Source organism: Nonomuraea sp. NPDC050022 (genome assembly GCF_044460705.1).
Taxonomy (GTDB): Bacteria; Actinomycetota; Actinomycetes; order Streptosporangiales; family Streptosporangiaceae; genus Nonomuraea.
In genome coordinates, this window is the sequence record NZ_JBITKE010000003.1 from 150,862 (window position 1) to 173,881 (window position 23,020).

23 protein-coding genes are annotated in these 23,020 nt (G+C 70.2%); 15 read left to right on the forward strand and 8 right to left on the reverse strand.

Annotated features, from left to right (window positions below):
- Positions 1-43 precede the first annotated feature (43 nt).
- The 5 genes from ACIBO2_RS12155 (at position 44) to ACIBO2_RS12175 (ending at position 4,890) form a co-directional block, all read left to right on the forward strand.
- Complete coding sequence (locus tag ACIBO2_RS12155; RefSeq protein ID WP_397296814.1) at positions 44-616, forward strand: RloB family protein; 573 nt, start codon at positions 44-46, stop codon at positions 614-616.
- Between the two features lie 11 nt (positions 617-627).
- On the forward strand, positions 628-2,334 hold the full coding sequence (locus ACIBO2_RS12160; protein WP_358544769.1) for a serine/threonine-protein kinase: 1,707 nt from the start codon (positions 628-630) through the stop codon (positions 2,332-2,334).
- Between the two features lie 6 nt (positions 2,335-2,340).
- Complete coding sequence (locus ACIBO2_RS12165; RefSeq protein WP_397296817.1) at positions 2,341-3,195, forward strand: virginiamycin B lyase; 855 nt, start codon at positions 2,341-2,343, stop codon at positions 3,193-3,195.
- Positions 3,196-3,256: 61 nt separating this feature from the next.
- Positions 3,257-4,204, forward strand: coding sequence for a quinone oxidoreductase (locus ACIBO2_RS12170; protein WP_358544765.1), 948 nt, complete (start codon positions 3,257-3,259; stop codon positions 4,202-4,204).
- Between the two features lie 74 nt (positions 4,205-4,278).
- Positions 4,279-4,890, forward strand: a complete 612-nt coding sequence (locus tag ACIBO2_RS12175; RefSeq protein ID WP_358544763.1) for a LysE family translocator — start codon at positions 4,279-4,281, stop codon at positions 4,888-4,890.
- A gap of 108 nt (positions 4,891-4,998) precedes the next feature.
- Here ACIBO2_RS12175 and ACIBO2_RS12180 read toward each other — a convergent pair whose 3' ends face one another.
- Positions 4,999-5,724 carry a DUF3592 domain-containing protein gene (locus tag ACIBO2_RS12180; RefSeq protein ID WP_358544761.1) on the reverse strand — a complete coding sequence of 242 codons (726 nt, stop codon included), beginning with the start codon at positions 5,722-5,724 and terminating at the stop codon, positions 4,999-5,001.
- 92 nt (positions 5,725-5,816) lie between these two features.
- Between ACIBO2_RS12180 and ACIBO2_RS12185 the strand changes: the two genes are divergently transcribed.
- Together ACIBO2_RS12185 and ACIBO2_RS12190 are read left to right on the forward strand one after the other, a co-directional pair.
- Entirely contained in the window at positions 5,817-6,629 is an 813-nt protein-coding gene (locus ACIBO2_RS12185) for a patatin-like phospholipase family protein (RefSeq protein WP_358544759.1), read from the forward strand.
- A gap of 25 nt (positions 6,630-6,654) precedes the next feature.
- Complete coding sequence (locus tag ACIBO2_RS12190) at positions 6,655-7,671, forward strand: 1-acyl-sn-glycerol-3-phosphate acyltransferase (protein ID WP_358544757.1); 1,017 nt, start codon at positions 6,655-6,657, stop codon at positions 7,669-7,671.
- On the opposite strand, the gene ACIBO2_RS12195 is transcribed toward ACIBO2_RS12190, so the two are convergent.
- Positions 7,658-9,145 (reverse strand): cobyric acid synthase, encoded by a 1,488-nt coding sequence (locus tag ACIBO2_RS12195; protein WP_358544755.1) that lies wholly within the window; start codon positions 9,143-9,145, stop codon positions 7,658-7,660. The genes ACIBO2_RS12190 and ACIBO2_RS12195 overlap by 14 nt on opposite strands.
- Positions 9,146-9,213: 68 nt before the next feature.
- On the reverse strand, positions 9,214-10,449 hold the full coding sequence (locus ACIBO2_RS12200) for a PP2C family protein-serine/threonine phosphatase (RefSeq protein ID WP_397296824.1): 1,236 nt from the start codon (positions 10,447-10,449) through the stop codon (positions 9,214-9,216).
- Positions 10,450-10,563: 114 nt separating this feature from the next.
- On the opposite strand from ACIBO2_RS12200, the gene ACIBO2_RS12205 reads away from it, so the two are divergent.
- Positions 10,564-12,729: a helicase-associated domain-containing protein gene (locus ACIBO2_RS12205; protein WP_358544753.1), complete on the forward strand. Its 2,166-nt coding sequence runs from the start codon at positions 10,564-10,566 to the stop codon at positions 12,727-12,729.
- A gap of 63 nt (positions 12,730-12,792) precedes the next feature.
- On the opposite strand, the gene ACIBO2_RS12210 is transcribed toward ACIBO2_RS12205, so the two are convergent.
- The gene (locus ACIBO2_RS12210) at positions 12,793-13,029 is read right to left on the reverse strand and encodes an antitoxin (RefSeq protein WP_358544751.1); all 237 of its coding nucleotides are present in this window, start codon (positions 13,027-13,029) and stop codon (positions 12,793-12,795) included.
- Positions 13,030-13,084: 55 nt separating this feature from the next.
- On the reverse strand, positions 13,085-13,330 hold the full coding sequence (locus tag ACIBO2_RS12215; protein ID WP_358544749.1) for a hypothetical protein: 246 nt from the start codon (positions 13,328-13,330) through the stop codon (positions 13,085-13,087).
- Between ACIBO2_RS12215 and ACIBO2_RS12220 the strand changes: the two genes are divergently transcribed.
- From ACIBO2_RS12220 to ACIBO2_RS12235, 4 genes are all read left to right on the forward strand, one after another.
- On the forward strand, positions 13,329-13,625 hold the full coding sequence (locus tag ACIBO2_RS12220) for an FCD domain-containing protein (RefSeq protein WP_358544747.1): 297 nt from the start codon (positions 13,329-13,331) through the stop codon (positions 13,623-13,625). The two genes, ACIBO2_RS12215 and ACIBO2_RS12220, sit on opposite strands and share 2 nt — an antisense overlap.
- Before the next feature lie 38 nt (positions 13,626-13,663).
- Positions 13,664-14,551: a DNA-3-methyladenine glycosylase family protein gene (locus ACIBO2_RS12225; RefSeq protein WP_397296829.1), complete on the forward strand. Its 888-nt coding sequence runs from the start codon at positions 13,664-13,666 to the stop codon at positions 14,549-14,551.
- 86 nt (positions 14,552-14,637) lie between these two features.
- Positions 14,638-15,429: a DUF1206 domain-containing protein gene (locus ACIBO2_RS12230; protein WP_397296832.1), complete on the forward strand. Its 792-nt coding sequence runs from the start codon at positions 14,638-14,640 to the stop codon at positions 15,427-15,429.
- Positions 15,430-15,525: 96 nt separating this feature from the next.
- A complete protein-coding gene (locus ACIBO2_RS12235; protein WP_358544742.1) occupies positions 15,526-16,737 on the forward strand; it encodes a dipeptidase in 1,212 nt (403 codons plus the stop codon).
- A 3-nt stretch (positions 16,738-16,740) separates the two neighbouring features.
- On the opposite strand, the gene ACIBO2_RS12240 is transcribed toward ACIBO2_RS12235, so the two are convergent.
- The gene (locus ACIBO2_RS12240; protein WP_358544880.1) at positions 16,741-17,649 is read right to left on the reverse strand and encodes a diacylglycerol kinase family protein; all 909 of its coding nucleotides are present in this window, start codon (positions 17,647-17,649) and stop codon (positions 16,741-16,743) included.
- Between the two features lie 98 nt (positions 17,650-17,747).
- On the opposite strand from ACIBO2_RS12240, the gene ACIBO2_RS12245 reads away from it, so the two are divergent.
- The 3 genes from ACIBO2_RS12245 to ACIBO2_RS12255 all read left to right on the forward strand — a co-directional run bounded on the left by ACIBO2_RS12245 (position 17,748) and on the right by ACIBO2_RS12255 (position 20,946).
- Positions 17,748-18,494, forward strand: a complete 747-nt coding sequence (locus ACIBO2_RS12245; RefSeq protein ID WP_358544741.1) for a phosphatase PAP2 family protein — start codon at positions 17,748-17,750, stop codon at positions 18,492-18,494.
- Positions 18,481-19,161 (forward strand): phosphatase PAP2 family protein, encoded by a 681-nt coding sequence (locus tag ACIBO2_RS12250; RefSeq protein WP_358544739.1) that lies wholly within the window; start codon positions 18,481-18,483, stop codon positions 19,159-19,161. Before ACIBO2_RS12245 ends, ACIBO2_RS12250 begins: the two co-directional genes overlap by 14 nt.
- 345 nt (positions 19,162-19,506) lie before the next feature.
- Positions 19,507-20,946: an MFS transporter gene (locus ACIBO2_RS12255; RefSeq protein WP_358544738.1), complete on the forward strand. Its 1,440-nt coding sequence runs from the start codon at positions 19,507-19,509 to the stop codon at positions 20,944-20,946.
- Between the two features lie 25 nt (positions 20,947-20,971).
- On the opposite strand, the gene ACIBO2_RS12260 is transcribed toward ACIBO2_RS12255, so the two are convergent.
- Positions 20,972-21,904 carry a GNAT family N-acetyltransferase gene (locus ACIBO2_RS12260; protein WP_358544737.1) on the reverse strand — a complete coding sequence of 311 codons (933 nt, stop codon included), beginning with the start codon at positions 21,902-21,904 and terminating at the stop codon, positions 20,972-20,974.
- A 118-nt stretch (positions 21,905-22,022) separates the two neighbouring features.
- Positions 22,023-22,901 carry an alpha/beta fold hydrolase gene (locus ACIBO2_RS12265; protein ID WP_358544736.1) on the reverse strand — a complete coding sequence of 293 codons (879 nt, stop codon included), beginning with the start codon at positions 22,899-22,901 and terminating at the stop codon, positions 22,023-22,025.
- Positions 22,902-23,020 lie beyond the last annotated feature (119 nt).

Genomic DNA, 23,020 nt, shown 5'->3' on the forward strand with positions numbered 1-23,020 from the left:
GCGCCTTGACCGCCCCACCGGCCGACGATCACCGAAAAAACGCGTGCTCGTCGTCTGCGAGGGCCAGGTCACCGAGGTCGAGTACTTCGAAGGGATCCGCGACTATTTCCGCTCCCTCCCCGTCGACATCCGCAGCTGCAAGGTGATCGGGCTGGGTCGCGATCCAGGCTCTCTCGTCGACTACACGATCCGCGAACGCGACAAGAAGGAGAAGGAAGCCCGCGCCCAGCGGGATGCCAACATCGCCTACGACGAAGTCTGGTGCGTTGTGGACGTCGACGACCACAAGACGCTCGACCAGGCTCTGATCGCGGCACGCAAAGCAGGGATCAACCTGGCGATCTCCCCCCTGCTTCGAGCTGTGGGTTCTCTATCACTTCGAGGAGTGCGCCGCCGCCTGCGACCCCGAGTCGATCAGGCGGAAGCTCAGAAACACATCAGGGACTATGACAAACATCTGGGCCGCGCGTTCCCGTTCGCGAACCATGAGGTCGCGCGTGATCGCGCCCAGCGCGCTGATCCCGATCATTGCGCGCCCAACCGCAAGGGACGTAACCCGTCCACCAATGCTTGGTTGATAGTCGAGGTCATCCGCCAATCAGGCAGAAGTCGGTAAGCTTGCCCGCCGTGAGCGGTGAATCCCCCCAGATCGGGCGCTACAGGTTGCTGAGCGTGCTGGGCCGAGGCGGGATGGGTACTGTCCACCTGGCCGAAGATGCCGCCGGGCAGCGGGTCGCCATCAAGGTGATCAACCCGGAGCTCAGCCAGCACGAGCAGTTCCGGATGCGGTTCCGCCGGGAGGCCGATGCCGCGCAGCGGGTGCGCAGGTTCTGTACGGCCGCGGTGCTCGAGGCGGCGCTCGACGGTGATCAGCTCTACGTCGTCACCGAGTACGTGCCCGGACCCAATCTGGAGGAGGCCGTCCGGCAGTCGGGGCCGCTCAAGGGGTCCAGCCTCGACGCGCTGGCGGTCAGTGTGGCCACCGCGCTCACCGCGATCCATGGGGCGGGGGTCGTGCACCGCGATCTCAAGCCGTCGAACGTGCTGCTGTCCCCCGTCGGGCCGCGGGTGATCGACTTCGGCATCGCGCGGGCCCTCGACACGCTGGGCGGGGTCACCGGGACCGGCGAGCTCATCGGCACGCCCCGGTACATGGCGCCCGAGGTGCTGCGTGGTGAGCCGGTCTCGCCGGCGTGTGACGTGTTCTCGTGGGGCTCGCTGATCGTGTACGCGGCGAGCGGGAAGGCGGCGTTCGGCGGCGACACGCTGCCCGCGACCGTCTACCAGGTGCTCAACACCGAGCCGGCGCTCGACGCGGTCGAGCCGGGGCTGCGGGAGCTGGTCAGGGCGGCGCTGCGAAAGGATCCGGCCGCGCGGCCGACCGCGCAGCAGTTGCTCGACCATCTCGTGGGGCGTTCGGTCGCCCCGGAGCAAGGCATCCAAACTCTCCAGGCCGTCCAGGCGGGACATCCTGAGCAGGCCGTCCAGGGAGTACGACCTGAGCTGGCCGCCCAAACCGCTCAGGTGGCCTGGCAGCACGGGACCACGGCGTTCACCGCGGAGCAGGAGCAGCCGGGCAGAAAGCGCTGGAACAGCCGGGTCATGGTCGGGGGGATAGCAGCGGCCGTGGCGGTGCTGGTCGCCGGGGGTGTCACGGCCTGGGCGACGCTCCGGGACAGTGGGCCGCCGCAGCTCTCCGTCCTGTACCGGGAGGACTTCACGCAGACCGGTGGCGGCTGGGACGGCACCTACGATCCGACCGACGAGTACAGCTACGGCTACCGCACCGACGGCGTGTACGGGCTCGACGTGGCCGACGACGACGAAGAGCACCTGGTGAAGGCCCCCGCGCCCTTCCTGATCGCCACGCCCACCCCGGCGCCCAGCCCGTCGGCCACGCCCACGCCGATGCTGCCCCACACGGTGGTGGTCGGCGTGACGGCCCAGGTGAAGCGGTCCGTGGGCACCGGCGAGTACGGCGTCTTCTGCCACAACAGCGCCGACGGCACCTACTACGAGTTCGCCCTGAACACCTCCGGCATGGCCCGTATCCGGCGCATCTCCGACGGCTCGGGCGGCACGCTGGCCCAGCCGGTGCAGGTGGACGGGCTGCAGAAGGACCGGAAGGCCAGGATCGAGGCCTCCTGCGAGCAGGACGGCAGCTCAGTGCGTTTGACCATGTGGGTGGACGGCGAGAAAGTCCTCCAGGTCGACGACCCCAACGGCATCGGCAACGGCTATGTGGGCCTGTTCGCGCGCACGTCCAAGGACGCGACGTCGGTGCTCAAGACCACCTTCGACGACTTCGAGCTACGTGGGAGAAAGGAACCCTGACCACACATGCTGATCGAGATCTCTGACGGCGCGCCGTACGGCATCGCCACCGGCCCTGACGGCGCGCTCTGGTTCACGCTCGTGCACCAGGGCCGGGTCGGCAGGCTGGTGCCGGGTGCGGAACCCGTGATCCACCAGCTCGACCCGGCGGACGGCGGGCCGACGGTCATCGTGCCGGGAGCCGACGGGGCGATGTGGTTCACCGAGTTCCAGGGCGGCCGGGTGGGGCGGATCACCGGGTCGGGTCAGGTGACGTCGTTCGAGGCGGAGGGCGCCTACGGGATCGCCGCCGGGCCGGACGGGGCCATGTGGTTCACGCGGATGGGGGCCGACAAGATCGGGCGGATCGCGGCGGACGGGACACGGACCGAGTTCGAGATCCCGGTGATGGGCGGCATGCCCGCGGCCATCACCGCCGGGCCGGACGACGCCCTCTGGTTCGCCCTCAATCAGGGCAACGCCATCGGCCGCATCGCGCTGTCGGGCGCGGTGACGATCCACGAGCTGCCGACGGAGGGGGCCGCGCCGGTGGGCATCACCGCGGGTCCCGATGGGGCACTGTGGTTCGTGGAGATCGGCGCGGGCCAGATCGGCCGCGTGGACCTTTCCGGAAAAATTACTGAATATCCGTTGCCGGATCGGGCCTGCCGGCCGCACGCCATCATCGCCGGGGCGGACGGCGCCCTCTGGTTCACCGAATGGGCCGCCGACCGCGTGGGCCGCATCACGACCGAGGGCGACCTCAAGGAGTACGAACTGCCCTCGCGCGGCGTCCAGGCCGAGCCGCACGGGCTCACGGTGGGCCCCGACGGCGCGATCTGGGTCGCGCTGGAGGCGGGCGCACTGGCCAAGATCGAGTGAAACACCCAAGGTTCTGTCGGAAGGTGGAATCGAGGGTGCGGACAAGAGGTTGACTAGGGGCATGCGTGCCATAGTCATCACCGCCCAGGGCGGCCCAGAGGTCCTCGAGTACGTAGAGCGTCCCGACCCGGAGCCAGGTGACGGGGAGATCGTGGTCGACGTCGCGGCCAGCGGCGTCAACTTCATCGACATCTACCACCGCTCCGGGGCTTATCCGCTCAATCTGCCCAGCTCGATCGGGTCGGAGGGGGCGGGTGTCGTCTCCGCCGTAGGCCCTGATGTGTCGGACGTGTCCGTCGGCGACACCGTGGCCTGGGCCAGCGTGCTCGGCAGTTACGCCGAGAAGGCCGTGGTCCCGGCCGACCGGGTGGTGCCCGTGCCCGCCGGCGTTCCGGCCGAGGTGGCCGCCGCGGCGATGCTGCAGGGCATGACGGCCCACTACCTCACGCACTCCACGTACGAGGTGAAGCCGGGCGACAGCGTCCTCGTACACGCCGGCGCCGGCGGCATGGGCCAACTGCTCATCCAGCTCGCCAAGCTCAGGGGCGCGACCGTGCACACCACCGTCTCCAGCGAGGAGAAGGAGAAGGTGGCCCGCGCGGCCGGAGCCGACGAGGTGCTGCGCTACGACGACTTCGTCGACGTGCTGCGCGATCAGGTGGACGTGGTCTACGACGGCGTCGGGGCGGCCACGTTCGACGGCGGGCTGGCGGCGCTGCGGCCGCGCGGGCTCATGGCGCTGTACGGGGCGGCCAGCGGGCCCGTGCCGCCGGTCGATCCGCAGCGGCTCAACAAGGAGGGCTCGCTCTTCCTGACCAGGCCGACGCTGGTCAACTACATCGCCGAGCGGGAGGAGCTGCTGTGGCGCGCCTCCGACCTGTTCGGGTGGATCGCCGACGGGCAGCTGAAGATCAATATCTCGCAGCGCTATCCGCTGTCCGAGGCGGGCCGTGCGCACGAGGACCTTGCCGCCCGCCGTACGACGGGCAAGCTGCTCCTGATCCCCTGAGCTTTAAGCGTCGGGAGGTGGCGCGCGCATGGCCGCCTCCCGACGTACGAGGGGTGTGAACTACGCTGCCGAACATGGACATCGCCCCCTCCATTTGGTCATTCGCCGCAGTGGTCGCCCTCCTGACCATCACGCCGGGCCTCGACACGGCGCTCATCCTGCGTACGTCACTGCTGTCCGGTAGGCGCCCGGCCTGGGGCGTCGTGCTGGGCATCCAGCTGGGCACCCTCTCCTGGGGCCTGCTGACCGCGGTGGGCCTGTCCACGCTCCTGGCCGCCTCCCAACTGGCCTACGACGTCCTGCGCTGGGCGGGCGCCGCGTACCTGGTGTGGATGGGGATCCGCATGCTCGTGACCAAGGCGAGCACGCAGGAAGGCTCGCCGGAGACCGGCTTCGGCTCCGGTTTCCGGCGCGGCCTGTTCACGAACCTGCTGAATCCCAAGGTAGGCGCTTTTTACGTGGCGATGCTGCCGCAGTTCATCCCGGCGGACGCCCCGCACGCGGCCATGGGGCTGCTGCTGGCTGGGGTGCACGTGGCCGAAGGCCTCGTGTGGAGCACCGTGCTGGTCGGCTTCGCCGCCCTCATGAGCGGCGCCCTGCGTACCCCGGCCGTAAGGCGGCTGCTGGACCGCGTGACGGGCATCGTGATCGTCGCCTTCGGCCTCCGTCTGGCTCTGGACAACTAGGCATCGAGCCGGCCGTCCGTGGGCTGGCCGTCACTCAGGAAGAACGCGACCGAACGCGGCTATGCCCTGTCGGGAGACCGGTCAGTGTCGTACGGCGGCTTCGGGGCCTCACGACGGAGGCGTGTCCAGGTCGACCAGGTTGCGATCCGGGTTGGCCGGGTCGTACAGCACGCGCGCGCGGGTCCGGCCCTGGAGCCGGGGGCCTGGATCATGGCGGAGATAGTCACTGACCGCGGTGTGCGTCCGGCCCGTCTGCTCATCCCGCCACGTCGCATGGACGACATAGGGATGCCGGTTGTTCACCCGCACGGTGAAGTCGCGTCCAACACGCTCGATCTCCGCCCACACCTGCCGGCCCTGCTTCCATAGCCAGGCTCGCAGCCGAGCCATCCGTCGTCCCTTGACGAACAACACCGCACCGATCGGCGCGAACACCACGCCCAGCCCCCCGACGATCAGCGGGGCGAGGAACGCTGACCAGAACGACGCGATGCGTGCGTCGGACGGGTTGCCCGGGTCATAGGCGACGGGAACATTCTCGCCTTCCTCGTAGGACGGCGGGTTGCTGCCGGTGGAACTCCGAAACGAGTGCCTCCTGCCGTCGACGCTGAACTCCACGGTCGGGTACCACGACGTGCTCCTGCGGGTATGACCGTCGGAACCGCGTGTCGTGGTGGTCCGTGCGGTCATCGCGACCACGGTGCCGTCGGTCCGCTGGGCCGAGGCCAGGAAGCTTGCCGTAGAGGCGGCCAGCGCGATGCCGACACAGAGCAGCACCAGCCCGATCAGAGCGAAGATCCCGCCGATGATGGTGAAGAGCCGTTCACGCCGCATGGGACGAGTCTGCCCAACGCGGAACACCTGTTGAGCCAGGTTCCAGTGGCACCACCGGCCGTTTCACTTCCGGATCCCGGTAACGTGCTGCTGTGCAGACGGCGTTCGTGCTCGGTGGCGGCGGCGTGCTCGGCGCGCACGAAGTGGGCATGCTCCAGGCACTCGACGAAGAGGGCATCGTGCCCGACCTCGTGGTCGGCACGTCCGTCGGCGCCCTGAACGGCGTGCTGCTGGCCGCCGATCCCGGCCGCGCGGTGCAGCGGCTGTCGTCACTGTGGCGATCCGATGTGGTCCGTACGGCGTTCGCCGGTTCGTGGGTCACCCGGCTGTCCACCTTGGCGAAGACCGGCACCCATCTGCACCCGATCGGGCCGCTTCGAGCGTTGTTGAGCGAGATGCTGCCGGTTTCAGAGATCGAGGACCTGGCGGTGCCTTTCCAGTGCGTGGCGGCCTCGGTGGAGCGGGCCACCGCCCACTGGTTCGACCAGGGGCCGCTGGTCGACGCCGTGCTGGCCTCGTGCGCGGTGCCCGGTCTGCTGCCGCCCGTGTCCATCGGCGGTGAGCACTTCTTCGACGGCGGCCTGGTGCACAGCATCCCCGTCGGCCGGGCCGTGCAACTGGGGGCCAAGCGCGTCTACGTCCTGCACGTCGGGCGGATCGAGCGCCCGCTCACCGTGCCGCGGCGGCCCTGGGAGGTGGGCATGGTGGCGTTCGAGATCGCGCGCAGGCACCGGTTCGCCGAGGAGATGGCCACGCTGCCGCCCGACGTCGAGGTGCACGTGCTGCCCGCCGGAGTGGCGCGGCCGCTGTCGAACCTGCGCTACCGCGACCTGTCACAGATCTCCCACTACATCGAACGCGCCTATCACGCATCTTCCCGATACCTGAGGACAGGAGGACGATGAAGACCTGACATCCTGGAGGCCGACGTTGTTGTTGCCCCCACGCATCCTGCGACGGCTCATCCTCGCCCCCCTGGTCATCGTGGTGACCGTGGTCGTGCTCATCACGTTGCCGGTGTGGGTCGGGGTGACGTTCGCCGCCTCACTGCGGCTCCCGCCGCCGCAGCGCCGTGGGCTGCGCTTCGTCTGGTTCGGGGTGGCCTGGCTGACGCTGGAGTCGGCGGTGCTCATCGCCTGCCTCGGACTCTGGGTGGCTGGGGCGTTCGGCCGCGACCGGGATCAGGAGCGGCACTACGCGCTGATCAAGTGGTTCCTGACCAAGGTGTACGGCGCCGCCGTACGGATCTTCCGGCTCACCGTCGACATCCACGAACCGCCGCGCACCGAAGAGGAGCAGGCCGCCCGCCTGACCCGCCCGGTGATCGTCCTGGCCCGTCACGCGGGTCCCGGCGACTCCTTCCTGCTGATCTACCATCTGCTCTCCCTGTACGGCCGGCGGCCCCGGATCGTGATGAAGGCCGCGCTGCAGTTCGACCCGTCGCTGGACGTGGTGATCAACCGGCTGCCGAACGCCTTCGTGCCCCGCCGCACCGCCGACAGCGGCATCATCGAAGAGATCAGGCGGCTGTCCGCGCCCATGGACGAGAACGACGCCCTGGTGATCTTCCCTGAGGGCGGCAACTTCACCCCGCGCCGCCGCCGGCTGGCGATCCGGCGGCTGGAGGAGAAAGGGCTGAAAGAGGAGGCGTCGCGGGCCCGTGGCATGGACCACCTGCTGCCGCCCCGCCCCGGCGGCGCCATCGCGGCCATCGAGTCCTGCCCGGCGGCCGACGTCATCTTCGTCGCGCACACCGGCCTGGACGACCTCGTCACGATCGGCGACGTGTGGCACAAACTGCCGGTCAGCGCGCACATCACCGCCAAGTGGTGGCGGGTGCCCGCCTCGCGGATCCCCGCGGCGCGCGAGGCGCGGATCCGCTGGCTGTACGACCAGTGGGAGCTCATCGACGACTGGATCAGCGCCCAGCGGCTCACCCTGCGCTAGCCCCCGGCGGCAGCGGCGGCACGGCGGGCGGGCCGTTCTCGATGAGGTCGAGCAGGGCGTCCGTGTCGAGGTGCTGCTCGACCAGGTCGCCGAGCGCGTCCAGGCGGCTCTCGCGCAGCAGGGCGAAGTCGGTGTCCGGCGCCGGGACGAAGGCGCGCCCGGCCCGCTCGGCCACCTCGGTGAGGAAGGCGCGGCGGAAGCCGTCGTTCTCCAGCGCGCCGTGCCAGGTGGTGCCCCACACGTCGGCCACGCGGCAGCCGTCGAGGAACGGCTCGCCGCCCTCGACGGTCGCGACGCCGTGGTGGATCTCGTACGCGCTCACCGGATGCCCGTAGGCGTGACCGGCCGGGCGGCCGAGCGTCTTGCCCGCGGCGAACCGGACCCGGATCGGAAGCAGGCCCAGGCCGTCGACCCGGCCGGCGCCCGACTCGACGTCGTCGTGGATCTCGCGGGCGAGCATCTGGTAGCCGCCGCAGATGCCGAGGACGGGCCCGGTCCGCCGCTGGACGGCGGCGGCCAGTCCCGTGTCGCGGAGCCAGGCCAGATCGTCGACCGTCGCGCGCGAGCCGGGCAGGACCACCAGGTCGGCGTCGTCGAGCTCCGCCGGGTCGGTCACGAACCGGACGAGCACCCCCGGCTCGGCGGCCAGGGCGTCGAGGTCGGTGAAGTTGGAGATCCGCGGCAGCTTGACCACCGCCACGCGGAGCGTCTGGGCGCCGTGGGGCCGCTGTGGGGCGATCGAGCGGCTGCCGAGGGCCAGGGAGTCCTCGACGTCCATCCAGAGGCCGTCCAGCCAGGGCAGCACACCGTAGACGCGGCGGCCGGTGAGGTCTCTGAGCTGGTCCAGGCCGGGTTCGAGCAACTCGGCAGCGCCTCGGAACTTGTTCACGACAAATCCGGAAATGAGGGCTTGGTCGGCGGCGTCCAGCAGGCCGACCGTGCCGTAGAAGGCGGCGAAGACGCCGCCGCGGTCGATGTCGCCCACCACGATCACGGGCAGGTTGGCCGCCCTGGCCAAGCCCATGTTGGCGATGTCACCCCGGCGCAGGTTGATCTCCGCGGGGCTGCCGGCGCCCTCGCAGATGACCACGTCGTACGAGCTTCGCAGCCGGTCGAGCGAGGCCAGCGCGCTCTCGCGGAGCAGGTCCTTGAGCCGGCCGTACTCCATCGCGTCGACGTCGGCCACCGGCTGCCCCATGAGGACCACCTGGCTGCGGCGGTCGCTGCCCGGCTTGAGCAGGATCGGGTTCATGTCGGCGACGGGTTCGAGGCCCGCGGCCCGCGCCTGCACGGCCTGGGCCCGGCCGATCTCGGCGCCGTCGGCGGTGACGTACGAGTTCAGCGACATGTTCTGGGCCTTGAACGGCGCCACGCGGACACCCTTGCGGGCCAGCCAGCGGCAGATCCCGGCGGTGACGACGCTCTTGCCCGCGTCCGACGTGGTGCCCGCCACCAGCAGCGCTCCGCTCTTCATGGCTGACATCGTAGGGCGGTGCTCCTTTTGCGCACATGGCGCGTGCTCACATCACGCGCCAAGGCCGCTCACATCGTGAGCCGGTGCTCCTTCTCGCCGCGCCACTCCACGCTCAGCACCGTGGCGTCGTCCTGGAGGCGGCCGTGCTGGTGCGCGAGGATCGACTGGATCAGCCGGCGCAGCGTCTCCGGCGCCGAGACCCCGTCGGTTTCGCGGCGCACGACGAAGTCGGTGAACCGCTCAAGCCCGAACATCTCCCCCTCCGGGCTCTGCGCCTCCACGATGCCGTCGGTGTAGAAGAGCAGGCGGTCGCCGGGTTCGAGCTGGTAGTGCTCCAGACCGGCGGACAGGCCCAGCCGGAAGCCCATCGGCGGCGACGGCACCGTCTCCAGGATGGCCACCCGGCGGCCCCGCCGGATCACCAGCGGCGGATAGTGCCCGCGATTGACCCAGGTCAGCTCGCCGGTCTTGAGGTTCAGGTCGGCGAGGATGCCCGTGGCGAAGCGGGTCATACCGAACTGGTCGGCGATCGCCTCGTCGATGGCCTCGCTCGCCGCCAGCAGGCCGGTCCCCCGCCGCCGGTTGTTACGGCAGGCGCCGACGGCGATCGTCGCGGTCAGCCCGGCGGAGGTGTCGTGCCCCATGGCGTCGAACATCGACAGGTGCAGCGTGTCTCCGGCGATGGCGAAGTCGAACGCGTCGCCGCCCACGTCGTAGGCGGGCTCCAGGGCGGCGCTGACCACCACCTTGTCGTTGGCGAAGCTGCTGTTGGGCATCAGGTTCCACAGCACCTCGGCCGACAGGGTCATCGACTCCGCGCGCACCAGCGAGGCGTAGGTGTCGCTGATGGAGCGCTTGCTGATCACCATCAGGGAGACCAGGCCCGCCAGCTGCTTCACCAGCGGATCGGCGGCCTCATCGCCGGCGGAGACGGTCACCGCCAGCATGCCGATCCGTTCGGTGCCGTCGAGCAGCGGCACCCACAGCCGCCGCCGGTCCTCGTCGGGCGGCGGCTCCGGCTCCCCTTCGACGGCGAGCTTGGCGTGCACGATCTCCACATTGCGATAGGCCCGCCCGGCGAGCGTGGAGTCGATGCGGATCGCCTGCAGCGACTCCCCCGCCGCGTCGCGCTGGCCGGGCAGCGGGACGAGATACTGCTGCTGCAGGTCGACCACGTAGATCGTGGCGTTGGCGAACCCGGCCGGTTCGGCATGCGCGGCGACCAGGGCCGGCAGGTCCTCGATCGCGGCCAGGTGGCTCGCGTCCAGCAGGGCGCCCAGCATGGCCTCTCCCTCACCTCGCATGGGCGCGCCTCCTACGTCTCCCTGAGGCTTCATACCCCGATGAGAGCCCCTAGACCTGCTGGTTTCTCCGCGACGGAGAAGAGTTGACGACCACCGCGTACTACGCTGCCAGGCATGCCCCGCGACGCCCTCATGGACTGGCTCACCTCGCGCGCTCCCGAGCAGTTGGCGCTCGTGGCCGATCGCGGCGCGCTGCGCGTTCGCGGTCGCGAGCCGTCACTGGAGGACTACGCCCATCTGCTCAACCAGGATCTTGTGGTCTCCCGGTTGGTGGGCTTCTGCACGCTCCCGGAGCTCCAGGTCCTGCGCGCGATCGCCTGGCTGGCCACCCAGCGCTACGGCCCCTTCCCCGACGACTACTGGCGCACCCCCGACCCACGCCCGGTTCCCCGGGCCGAGCTGCTGACCCTCCTGGCGGGACAGGACCAGGACCTGCGGGCGGAGGCGAACGCCGCCCTGGCACGGCTGGCCGACCAGGCCCTGCTTCAGCCGCCCCATGGCGAGCAGTGCTCGGTGGCGCCCTACATCCACCGGAACCTGGCGGACGGCATGGGGCTGGGCCGCTCCGTCGCCTACCTCGTCGCCCGCTATTTCAACGCGCCCGAGGTCCATCGGCTGGCCACCGCGCTGGGGCTGGACAAGGCGCCGAGCCGGGAAGCCGCCGAACGCGACGTCGTGGCGTACCTGACGGATCCGGTACGCCTGCGCGCTCTGCTGGACAAGGCACCCGCCTCGGCCACGGAGCTGCTGGCGCGGCTCACGTATGAGGGGCCCATGGTCGAGGCCCACTGTTTCCACCAGGCGGGGTCGTACGGCAGCAACAAGTACGTCTTCGCCGGCGGTTCGGGACACGCCGGCGCGGACTGGCTGGCGGCGCGCGGGCTGCTGCTCCCGGCAGGCGTGCCCCACATAGCCGAGCTGCCGGCCGAGGTCGCGATCGCCGTCCGGGGCGAGCTGCGGGCGACGTTCACCCCCTACCCTCCCGAGCCGCACGGCCTGGAACGGGCCGAGGGCGTCGAACCCGCGGCCGCGGCGGCGCTGGGCACGCTCACCTGGCAGCTCGAACGGCTGCTCGCCGGCTGCGCCGAACAGCCGCTCACCGTACGCAAATCCGGCGGGGTCGCGGTGCGCGACACCAAACGCCTGGCCAAGGACATCGCCGACCCGGAGACCGTCCGTTTCCTGCTGGAGCTCTGCTTCCGCGCCGGCCTGCTGGGCCTCCTGGCCGAGCCTGCCGAGCCGCCCGCAAACCGCCGCGCCAAGGTGCCGCCGCCCACCCAGGTCGTCCTGCCCACCACGGCCTATGACCGCTGGCTGTCGCGCACTCCCGCCCAGCGGCTGGTGCCGATCATCGCCGCCTGGACCGTGTGCCGTGACATCCCGCTCTGGTGGCCCGACCCCGACCAGACACCCGTCGCCCTGGCCGGCACGGACGACCCGGACGCCGTCAGCCTGCGTTACGCGCTGCTGGAGGCCCTGGGCGCCGCCCCTTCGCTGCGCGCGGCCGACGCACCGCCGTACCTGGTGCCCGCGGCTACCTGGCACCGCCCCGCACGGATTCCGCAGGGCCCGGCCGGTGCCCAGCGCATCGAGTCCACGCTCCGCGAGGCCGCGCTTCTCGGCGTCACCGGCCAGGGCGCCTTGACCCGGCTCGGCCACACCGTCCTCGACCTGCTCCGTACCGGCGAGGCATGGAAGAGCGCGGACGCCGCGCTCGCCCCGGTACTGACCGAAATACTGCCCGCGCCCCGGACCACGGCCCGCTTCCAGACCGACCTGACCGCCGTGGTGAGCGGCACCCCTGAGGCGAAACTGGCCGCCCTGCTCAACGCGGTCGGCGTGCGCGAATCGGAAGGCCACGCGGTGGTGTGGCGCATCAGCCACGCCTCGGTACGCCACGCCCTCGACTCCGGCCACCAGCCGGACACCCTGCTCGACCAGCTCCGGGCCGTGGCGGAGGGCGAGCTGCCGCAGCCGCTGGAATACCTGATCAAGGATGTCGGACGGACCCATGGGCGGATGCGGGTGGTGCGATCCGGCTGCTGCATCCGCTCCGACGACGAGGCGCTGCTGGCCGAGCTCGTCCACGCCAAGCCGCTGCGCGCGCTCGGCCTGCGGTTGATCGCCCCGACCGTACTGATCAGCGCCAGCCCGGAGCGGGAGACGGTGACCGCCCTGCGAGCGGCGGGCTACGCCCCGGCCGTGGAGGCGGAGACGGGCGCCACGTTGGTGGAACAGCCCGCCACGCGGCGCGCCCCTGATCCACGTAGGCGTCGTTAGGACCCGCTGGCAGCGGACGCCGCGCCGGCCGCTCGCGCTTCGGCAAGTCGTCGTCAGTCCGGGCTACTCCGGTGGCTGCTGCGGCTGACCGGGCTGCGTCGGCGGCTGACCTGGCTGCGGTTCGCCTCCTCCGTAACGGCGCCGGACCGTGTCCGCGCCCTTTTCGACCTGGTCGTCGTACTTGTGGCCGGTCCGCTCCTTGGCGAACCGCTCGGCGCGATCCAGCACCTGGTCAGCCTGCTTGGAGTGCCCTCTGGCCAGGTCCTCGGCCTTCTTCAGCCATTCTCCGATGCGGCTCATAAGTGTTCCCCTCCTCGTGCCTTACAGTCGGCCCCTACCCAGAGGCGGCACGAGGTCACACCATGAGACCTCTCAGGACATAGGGCATGATGCCGCCGTGCCGGTAGTAGTCGGCTTCGCGTCCGGTGTCGAGACGGACCTTCACCTCGAAGGTGATGTCATCGGCCGTGACGGTCAGCGTGGGCGGGACGAGGCCGTCGCCGATCGGTCCGAGGCCACGGATCGTCATGGTCTCCCGGCCCGTCAGCCCGAGCTCGTCGGCGCCCTGACCAGGCACGAACTGCAGCGGGAGGATACCCATGCCGCGCAGGCCAGGCTCGCCCGCGACATCGGCATCGCACAACGACCTGCTCATTCAGACGCTCGACAGCCTGTGGGACAAGGCCGACCGCTACCGGCGGCTCGCGCTGGAGGTCGAACGCGGCCAGACGGCCCGCGACCGCAAGGCCGCCGAACACGAGGCGCTGCTGGAGTTCGTGATCGCGGGCGACGCCGACAGCGCCGCCGCCGTCATGCGCGAGCACATCGACACCAGCCTCGGCGCCCAGGCCGCCTGGCGCCTGCGCAAACATGATCAGGATGAGGTCGACGGCTGAGTCCCGGCCGGTCCGCTCGGCCTCCTAACATACGGCGCATGACCACGCACGGATTCACGCTCACTACCGAGGGCCCGTTCGACTTCGGTGCCTCGCTGCGCTTCGTAGAGGACTGGCCGGCCACCAGCGCGCTGCCCTCCGACGGGCGGGCGCTGCGCTTCGCCTACTGCGCGGAGTCCGACTGGCTGCCCATCGGCGTGAGCGTGACGGCCGCGCCGGGCGGGGTCGCCGTCGCCACGACGCGCCCCGCGGGGCCGGGCATCCGTGGCGAGGTGGCGCGGATCCTGTCCCTCGACGTGGACGGCGCCGGTTTCGCCCGGCTCGGCGAGGCCGACCCGGTGCTCGGCGACCTGCAGCGGGCCCGGCCCGGCCTGCGGCCGGTGTGCTTCTGGAGCCCGTGGGAGGCGGCGTGCTGGGCGGTGATCGTACAGCGCTCGTCGATGCTCATCGCCGCCCGCCTCAAGCAGCGCATCGCGGAGCGGCACGGCGCGAAGGTCACCTTGGACGGACAGGTGTACCCGGCCTTTCCCCCGCCCGTGACCTTGCTGGAGGCCGGTGGCCTGGGCCTGCCCGCGCAGAAGGAGGAGTGGGTGCGCGGGCTGGCCCGCGCGGCGCTCGACGGCCTGCTCACCACCGAGCACCTGCGCGCGCTCGCCCCGGAGGAGGCCCTGTTCGAGCTGCGGGGCCTGCCCGGCGTGGGGCCGTTCTCCGCCGGCCTCATCCTCATACGCGGCGCGGGCGCGCCGGACGCGTTCCCGGGCGACGAGCCGCGCCTGTTCGCGATCCTTCGTGAGGCGTACGGCCTGCCGGAGGACGCGCCGCCGGCCGCGTACCGGAAGCTGGCCGAGGCGTGGCGGCCCTACCGCTCCTGGGCCTCCTTCCTGTTCCGGGCCTCCACCTACGGCGTCATGGACGATCGGGACTGAGCGCCGTCCCTGGTCTGCTCGGGTGAAGGTCTAGAGCGCGGAATCCGGGGCAGTCCGAGAGTCTTTGACGACTCTCGGGAGAATCCATGAGCGAAGCTGAGGCGATGGCACGCCGGGCGGCAGACAGCCCGACTATGGACAAACTCGCGCGGGTTGGGCTGGTTTGTCGTGGCGTGCTCTACGGGCTGATCGGGGTGCTGGCGATCCAGATCGCGTTCGGCAGTGGAGGAAAGCAGGCCGACAAGAACGGGGCGATCAGTACGGTGGCCGCGCTGCCGTTCGGGGCCGTGCTCTTATGGATCATGGTCGTCGGGTTCGCCGCGCTGGCCCTGTGGCAGGCGTCCGAGGCGATCTTCGGCGCCCACAAGCTCAAGGACCGGGTCGAGCCGGCCAGCCGGACCGTGGTCTACGTGGTCATCTGCGCCGCGCTGCTGACCATGCTGCTGACCGGCAAGACCGGGTCCGATGACAAGCGGTCCCAGGATCTGACGGGCAAGCTGCTCGCGCTGCCGGCCGGGCAGGTCATCGTGGGCCTGGTCGGGCTCGGCATCGTCGCGCTCGGCGTCTACTGGGTGCGGTACGGCATCAAGAAGGAGTTCCGCAAACAGCTCAGGCCGATGCCGCCGCGAGCCGGTGCGGTGATGGACCGGCTAGGACTCGCCGGGTACATCGCGCGCGGCCTGATCGCCGGCTTGGCCGGGGTCTTCGTGATCCAGGCGGCCATCACCTTCGACCCCGACAAGGCCGGGGGCATCGACGCGACGCTCAGGGCGTTCGCCGACACCCCGGCGGGGCCCTGGCTGCTGGCGGTGGTGGCGCTGGGGCTGCTGCTGTTCGCCCTGTACTGCTTGGGAGAGGCCCGGTGGCGGCGTACCTGAGCCCGTCGCTGCTTGGGAGATCCCCGCCGGCGACGTACCTGAGTCGGACGCAGGTCGATCCGCCACGACGGCATGCCCTGTGATTGGCTGATCGGCATGGAAGCACCTTCTCTGAGCACGTCCACCGACTCGTTGCGCCACGTGACCGAGCTGCTGCGCGAGCACCCGCTGATCGACGGGCACAACGATCTGCCCTGGACGGCCCGCCAGCTCGTCGGCTACGACTTCGACCGGCTCGAGATCAGCGGTGACACCTCTGATCGGACCCATACCGACCTGCCCCGGTTGGCGGCCGGGATGGTGGGCGGGCAGTTCTGGTCGGTTTTCGTGCCGTGCGGGCTGCCCGGTGGGCAAGCGGTCACCGCGACCTTGGAGCAGATCGACTGCGTACGGGCCATGGTCCGGCGTTACCCCGACCAGCTGGCCCTGGCGACCACGGCCGACGAGGTGGAGCGGGTCTTCGCCGGTGGGCGGATCGCGTCACTGATGGGCGCCGAGGGCGGTCATTCGATCGACTGCTCGCTGGGCGCGCTGCGGATGCTGTACGAGCTCGGCGTCCGCTACATGACGCTGACCCACAACGACAACACCCCTTGGGCCGACTCCGCGACCGACGAGCCGGTGCACCACGGGCTGTCCGCGTTCGGGGAGGAGGTCGTGCGGGAGATGAACAGGCTGGGCATGCTGGTCGACCTGTCCCACGTGTCGGCCGACACGATGCGCCACGCCCTGCGTGTGACGCGGGCGCCGGTGATCTTCTCCCATTCGTCGGCGCGCGCGATCTGTTCCGCGCCGCGCAACGTACCGGATGACGTGCTGGAGACGCTGGCGGGCAACGGCGGGGTGTGCATGGCCGTGTTCGTGCCCTCGTTCGTGTCGCAGGCCAACTGGGAGTGGCGGCAGGCGGGCACCGACGCCGCCCGCTCGGCCGGGGTCAACACCCATGACTACGAGGCGACCCATGAGTTCCTGGCCACCTGGGCGAAGTCACACCCCAAGCCCGCTGTCGCGCTCGACGACGTGGTGGCGCACCTGGAGCACATACGCGAGGTGGCCGGCATCGACCATCTCGGCATCGGCGGCGACTACGACGGGTGCGACGGGCTGCCGGTCGGCCTGGAAGACGTGCGCGGCTACCCTCGGCTGTTCGCGGCCCTGGCCGACCGGGGCTGGTCCGACGACGATCTGGCGAAGGTGGCCGGGCGCAACGTGCTGCGGGCGCTGCGCGGCGCCGAGGCCACCGCCGCCGACCTGCGGGATCGCGAGGAGCCGAGCATGGTGCGGTTCACCGCGGCCGCCGGCTCATGACAGCTACCCGTCCCAGCTCTCGTCTGAGCGCCCGTCCGGCGGCAGGCAGATCGTGAGGGCGCCCGGGACGGCCTTCGCCTTGAGACGGGTGGTGGCCTCGCGGTCGCCGCCATCGAGCTCGTACGTCAGCGGAGCGCCGAACCGGGCGGACACCTTCCTGGCGCGGGTGATCCGGACGAACGGCGAGTCGTCCGAGCGTCCCGTGGCCATCCTGCCGATCACCCGGGCCCACTGGACCGGCCCCTGGGCGGTGGAGACCCCGACGTCCAGCCAGCCGTCGTCCGGCTGGGCGTCGTCGAAGGCCTCGATGCCGCCGGCGATCGTGCTCACGTTGCCCAGCAGCAGGCAGCTCGCCTCCCCGTCGAACCACGTCGTCCCATCAATCTTGATCTCCATCGGCACCAGCGGCCCGCCGACGTGCCGGACGGCCGCCTTGACGTAGCTGAGCCTGCCGAGCCGCTCCTTGGCCTGCCGGTCGGCGTCGGCGATCATCTCGGCCTCGAACCCGGCTCCCGCCATCACCGCGAAGTGCTCGCCGTTCAGCACTCCCAGGTCCAGCTTCTCCCGCCGGCCGTGGAAGCCGATGCGCACCGCCTCTTCGAGGTCGATGGGGATGCCGACATTGTTGGCGAACAGGTTCCCGGTTCCCGCCGGGAGGACCGCCATCGGTACGCCGGAGCCGGCCATCACGTCGGCGCACCGTTGCACCATGCCGTCGCCGCCCCAGACGAACACCAGGTCGGCGCCCTGCTTGAGCGCCTCCCGGACCTTCTTGCGCGCCTTCTTGCTCTTGGGCACCTCGTACCAGAGGAGCTCGCCGACGTCCTCTTCGGTGATGAGCACGCGCAGCCTGTCCAGGCCTGCGCCGAGAGTCTTCTTGCGGTGCGCGACGACCGCCACGGTGGGGGACATGGTCACCGGACTACCCTCGACACCGGTTTTCAGGCAGGAATCAATGGCCGCTGTGTGGGTAGCCGAGCGCGAATGCCAACCGAGGGAGGATCAGGACAGTGAGCCGCCAATGGGTCAAAGCTCGCGTCGATCCTGACCGCAGCCTGGGACTGCGGCTGACGATCGCCAGCCTCGCGGTGGCGCTCATCATGGTTCCGTTCAGCCTGCTGCTCGTCGTGGCCAAGATGCCGGTCAACGGACTGGACAAGCAGGTCGCCGATGATCTGCACGCGTACGCGATCACCCATCCAGACGTGACCAGGGTGCTCATCGTGTGGACGGATCTGTTCGGCCCGTGGCCGTGGCGGATCGCGGTCATCGCGTTCGCCGCCTGGCTGTGGCACAAGGGCGCGCGACGGCTGGCCGTCTGGGCGATCGCCACCATCACCGTGGGCGGGCTGCTCGGCCTGGCGCTCAAGATCATCACTGCCCGCGCCAGACCGCACCTGCCGGATCCCGTCGCGCTCGCGCCCGGCGACTCCTTCCCGTCGGGCCACGCGGTCAACGTGACGCTCGGCGCGGGAGTGGTCGTCCTGCTCCTCCTGCCCATGCTGCCCCGGTGGGGGCGGCGCGTGACCTGGGCAATCGCCTGGTTCCTGGTGCTGTCGGTCGGTTACACCCGGATCGCGCTCGGCGTGCACTGGGTGAGCGACGTGGTCGCCGGGATCATCCTGGGCGTGGCCGTGGTCGCCGCCACCGCGGCGGGATTCGAGACGTGGCGGCGCGAACAGGGCCGCAGGCCCAACTCTCCGCTGGCCGAAGGAGTGGAACCCGAGTCAGAGAAGGTGACCCATGACCAAAACTGAGCACGCGAAGTATTACGCGCTGACGATCTTATTGCCGATGGTCCTGATGGCCGCGGTGACGTTCGGCGTGGGCAAGCTGATCGTCGCCTGGCCCACCGGTGAGGCGGAGGTGAGCCGGGGCCTGGCCGCCGGACGCACCCCACTGTGGAACACGCTTACCGACTTCGGCACCAGCCTCTCGGACACTCCGTACATCGTGGCACTCACCGCGATAGCCGCGATCGTCTTCAGACTCGTGTACAAGCGCTGGCGGGAATCGATCTTCCTGATCGCGGCCGTCTGGAGCCAGTCGCTCATCTTCCTGGCCACCACCACGCCCGTCGGCCGGCACCGGCCGCCGGTGCAGCACATCGACCCGGCCCCGCCCACCTCCAGCTTCCCGTCGGGGCACGTCAGCGCCGCCGTCGGGTTCTACTGCTCGGTCGCGCTCATCCTGAGCATGCACGTCCGCAACCGGGCGCTTCAGGTGGTGATCTGGGTGCTCGGCATCGCCGCGCCGCTCATCGTCGCCTTCTCCCGCCTGTACCGGGGCATGCACTTCCTCACCGACATCACCTGGGGCCTGCTCCTCGGCATCGGCTGCGTGGTGATGGCCGCTCGGGCGATCTTGTACCGGCGCGAAAGGCAGCGTGGGCATCAGGCGCCGGAGCTCGTCCGACCGGCGTAGCCGGCTGCAACTTGAGCACGCGGCCGACGAGCTTCGCGCCGTTCCCGGCGGCGGCCAGGCAGTACGCCGTTCTGTACTTCGGCCAGTCCTGCTCCGCTGGGACGATATAGATGAGGCCGACCTCCTCCCTCCTCGACTCCACGTACCGCATCTTGGGCGCGCAGCCGTTCTCGGCCAGCCGCGTCGCTACGGCGGGGGGCGTGGCGCCGCAGCCCAGGAGTGCGGCCAGCAGGCACACGCCCGCGAGTAAGGGACGGGTCATGGGACCGGATGATGACAGCTGAAGATCACGCGGCAGTTTCGTGGCACGTTTGCGAGCCGGCCTCGGGGTAGCGAGTTGACTTCATGAGCGACCTGGAGACTGGCACCATCACCACCAAGGTGCCCGCGAGACTCGATCGGCTGCACTGGTCACGCTGGCACTGGATGATCGTCATCGGCCTCGGCACCGTCTGGATCCTGGACGGGCTCGAAGTGACCATCGTGGGCAACCTCTCGGCCCAGCTCGCCAAACCCGGCAGTGGCCTGGACATCACGCAGGCGCAGGTCGCCGGCCTGGCCGCCGCTCTGTATGTCGCGGGCGCCTGTTCGGGGGCGCTGTTCTTCGGCTGGCTGACCGACCGGTTCGGCAGGAAGAAGCTGTTCCTGATCACCCTGGTCGTCTACCTGGTCGCGACCCTGATGACCGCGTTGTCGTTCGACGCGTGGTGGTTCTTCCTGTTCAGGTTCATGACGGGCTTCGGCATCGGCGGGGAGTACGCGGCGATCAACTCGGCCATCGACGAGCTGATCCCGAGCGCCCACCGGGGACGGATCGACATCATCATCAACGGCAGCTACTGGCTCGGGGCGGCGGGCGGCGCCCTGCTGACCGTGCCGCTGCTGAACGACCTGCCGGTCAACATCGGCTGGCGCGTCGCCTTCGGGCTGGGCGTGGTGCTCGGCCTGGCCATTCTCCTCGTACGGCGCCACGTACCGGAGAGCCCGCGCTGGCTGTTCATCCACGGCCGTGGCCAGGAGGCCGAGGAGATCGTCGACGACATCGAGCGCCAGGTGGGCGGGGACCTGCCGGAGCCGGCGCAGTCGATGACGATTCATCAGCGCAAGTCCATCGGGTTCGTCCGGATCGCGCACACCATGGTGGCGCTCTATCCCAAGCGGACGGTGCTCGGTCTGTCGCTCTTCATCGGCCAGGCGTTCCTGTACAACGCGATCACCTTCGGGTACGCGCAGATCCTGTCCACGTTCTTCAAGATCGACACGCATACCGGCTACTACTTCGCGGTCATCGCGGTCGGCAACTTCCTGGGCCCGCTGCTGCTCGGGCGGCTTTTCGACACGGTCGGCCGGATCCCGATGATCTCCGCCACGTACATCGGATCGGGGCTGTTGCTGCTCGGCACGGCCTGGCTCTTCAACCAGGGGATGCTCACCGCGGTGACGCTGACGGCCTGCTGGTCGGTGGTGCTGTTCGTGGCCTCGGCGGGAGCCAGTTCGGCGTATCTGACGGTCAGCGAGATCTTCCCGATGGAGACGCGGGCGATGGCCATCGCGTTCTTCTTCGCCATCGGCACGGCGGCCGGCGGCATCGCGGGCCCGCTCGTCTTCGCCCACCTGGTCGAGACGGGCGTGCCGGGCGACACGGCACTGGCCTTCTCCATCGGGGCCATCATCATGATCGCGGCCGGTCTGGTGGAGCTCTTCCTGGGCGTCAAGGCCGAACGCAAGGGCCTGGAGGAGATCGCCACTCCCCTGACGGCCGCCGAGGCAGGCCAGGCGGCATGACGGCCGGCCATCGGCAGCGGACGGGCTAGGGCCGGAGATCGTTGGAGAGGTTGATCCGGATCTCCGTGTTGCGGTATCCGGCGCGAGCGAACGCGGCCGCCATCGGGGCGTTGCCCACGTCGGTGGTAGCCGTGACGCGGAGCTCTCCGTTGGCCGCGTGGATGCGAGTGATCTCGGCGAGTACTTCGTCCACGTAGCCGCGCCCCCGGAGCTCCGGGACCACCCCCAGATATCCGACGTTCACGTTGTACGGCGTCGCCGAGGGTATCGCCATTCCCGCCACCTCGCCCTGGTGCGTATAGGCGATCCGCCACCACTCCCGCTTGCCCGGCGCCCTGAGATAGAAGTCCATCTCTTCGCGCGCGGTCGCGTCCACGCCCTTGGCCGCCACGCTCGTTCGGGTCTGGAAGTCCAGGCTGCCTTCGGCGATTCTCGTGAACACCGCCAGGAACTCCTCATCGGACGCCTCGGCGAACCGCAGCGTCCCGGCCGCCGGGGGCACCCCGTCGGCCGGCGCCCACTCGAACTGCAGCCGCTCCACCTCCTGGGTGAGGCCGGCCGCGTGTGCTGCCGCCCGCCGCCATTCCACGGCCATCGAGGTGGCCGGATCGGCGCGCCAGCCGCCGGCCGCCTTGATCGCGTACTGCACCGGCTCTGGGAATCCGGCCAGCGCGGCCCTGATCAGCTCGGCGGCGACGGCGGTGCGGTCACCCACCGCGGGGTCCACGTCGAGGCAGTCGAGCGCGACCGGGTGCGCGCTGTCCCTCGGCCCCCACCACAGCGCTCGTCCCACGACCTGGTCGTCAACCTCGGCGATCCATGTCCATCCCGGCCGGTACATGTTCTCGGCCAGATCCGCGAGGTAACGGTCGGCGGGGATCCAGCCGACGGGCTCGGTCACGCTCCACGCGGTCACGCGGTCGAGGTCGGCGGAGATGGTAGGGCGGTAGGAGATCATCTGAAGAAAGTACCCAACTTTTGTCATCATCTGAGCTAAATGTCCGGCCATTCCTTGAAGCCCGCCCAGATGAGGGGTGAGATCGCGTCGGCGCGATGGCGGGCCCCCTGAACACGCCTCACTCGGCCGTGTGCGCGAGGATGGCGGCGGCCAGTTCCTCGTGCACCTCGGGCGGGAGCGTGTGGCCCATGCCCGCCACGATCATCAGCCGCGCCCCTGGGATCTGTTCGGCGATGATCGCGCTGTGGCCCGGTTTGGCCGGCTCGTGGCTGCCCTCGATGACCAGGGTGGGCGTCTTGACCTGATGGAGTACGCCCGCCGGCTCGAAGTCGGGCTTGGCCATGGCGGCCAGCCGGTGGTTGGCCACCGCCGACAGGTCGCGGGCCCGGTCGTAGATCCGTTCCTGCAGCCGCCGCGCCGCGTCCTCGTCGAACGGCAACCCGGTGCCGTGCAGCAGCCGCTGCTCGGCGATCATGCCGTCGATCCGCGCGCGCCGGTCGGCCGGTGGCGGGGCGGCCATCAGCGTACGGTAGAAGGCCGTGAACTCCGGTGCCGGCTCCGGCAGGCTCCCCTCGGGCTGCGGCTGCCCCAGCAGGGCCCGCATGATCACCTGGCCCTCGCCGCCGCCCAGCGGGGAGGAGCCGATGACGGTCAGCGACCGCACCCGCTCCGGCCGCTCCACCGCGACGAACTGGCCGAGCAGGCCGCCCGCCGAGTGGCAGACCAGATGCGCGCTGGCCAGGCCGTGGTCATCCATCACGCGGTAGACGTCGTTCTTGATGTCATCCCATGTGTACGGATCCGCCGCGAAGTCGACGGTGCCCGACATGCCGGTGTCGCGGTGGTCGTACCGGATCACCCGGCGGCCCCCGGCGGTCAGCCGGCCGACGAACTCGTCTGGCCACAGGACGCCCTGCGACATCGAACCCATGATCAACAGGATCGGCGCATCCGTCTCGGCGCCGAACTCTTCGCTCCAGATGTTCACGTTTTGCATGCCTCAAAGCATGCCGTCCCGGGCTACGGGCGCCTTCTGTAGAACTACTGGCCGCGCCAGATCCGTACGGGGAGGAAGAACGGCCGCGGCTCTGGACAATGTGCTGCCGACGTGATCTG

Bases quoted from the DNA above. Each gene is read 5' to 3' on its own strand.
- ACIBO2_RS12235 (WP_358544742.1), top strand. From the start codon at position 15,526: ATGGAAGCACCTTCTCTGAGCACGTCCACCGACTCGTTGCGCCACGTG.
- ACIBO2_RS12210 (WP_358544751.1), bottom strand. From the start codon at position 13,029: ATGAGCCGCATCGGAGAATGGCTGAAGAAGGCCGAGGACCTGGCCAGA.
- ACIBO2_RS12180 (WP_358544761.1), bottom strand. From the start codon at position 5,724: ATGCGGCGTGAACGGCTCTTCACCATCATCGGCGGGATCTTCGCTCTG.
- ACIBO2_RS12240 (WP_358544880.1), bottom strand. From the start codon at position 17,649: ATGTCCCCCACCGTGGCGGTCGTCGCGCACCGCAAGAAGACTCTCGGC.
- ACIBO2_RS12220 (WP_358544747.1), top strand. From the start codon at position 13,329: ATGCCGCGCAGGCCAGGCTCGCCCGCGACATCGGCATCGCACAACGAC.
- ACIBO2_RS12260 (WP_358544737.1), bottom strand. From the start codon at position 21,904: ATGATCTCCTACCGCCCTACCATCTCCGCCGACCTCGACCGCGTGACC.
- ACIBO2_RS12230 (WP_397296832.1), top strand. From the start codon at position 14,638: ATGAGCGAAGCTGAGGCGATGGCACGCCGGGCGGCAGACAGCCCGACT.
- ACIBO2_RS12250 (WP_358544739.1), top strand. From the start codon at position 18,481: ATGACCAAAACTGAGCACGCGAAGTATTACGCGCTGACGATCTTATTG.
- ACIBO2_RS12165 (WP_397296817.1), top strand. From the start codon at position 2,341: ATGCTGATCGAGATCTCTGACGGCGCGCCGTACGGCATCGCCACCGGC.
- ACIBO2_RS12255 (WP_358544738.1), top strand. From the start codon at position 19,507: ATGAGCGACCTGGAGACTGGCACCATCACCACCAAGGTGCCCGCGAGA.
- ACIBO2_RS12225 (WP_397296829.1), top strand. From the start codon at position 13,664: ATGACCACGCACGGATTCACGCTCACTACCGAGGGCCCGTTCGACTTC.
- ACIBO2_RS12170 (WP_358544765.1), top strand. From the start codon at position 3,257: ATGCGTGCCATAGTCATCACCGCCCAGGGCGGCCCAGAGGTCCTCGAG.
- ACIBO2_RS12215 (WP_358544749.1), bottom strand. From the start codon at position 13,330: ATGGGTATCCTCCCGCTGCAGTTCGTGCCTGGTCAGGGCGCCGACGAG.
- ACIBO2_RS12200 (WP_397296824.1), bottom strand. From the start codon at position 10,449: ATGCGAGGTGAGGGAGAGGCCATGCTGGGCGCCCTGCTGGACGCGAGC.
- ACIBO2_RS12195 (WP_358544755.1), bottom strand. From the start codon at position 9,145: ATGAAGAGCGGAGCGCTGCTGGTGGCGGGCACCACGTCGGACGCGGGC.
- ACIBO2_RS12175 (WP_358544763.1), top strand. From the start codon at position 4,279: ATGGACATCGCCCCCTCCATTTGGTCATTCGCCGCAGTGGTCGCCCTC.
- ACIBO2_RS12265 (WP_358544736.1), bottom strand. From the start codon at position 22,901: ATGCAAAACGTGAACATCTGGAGCGAAGAGTTCGGCGCCGAGACGGAT.
- ACIBO2_RS12205 (WP_358544753.1), top strand. From the start codon at position 10,564: ATGCCCCGCGACGCCCTCATGGACTGGCTCACCTCGCGCGCTCCCGAG.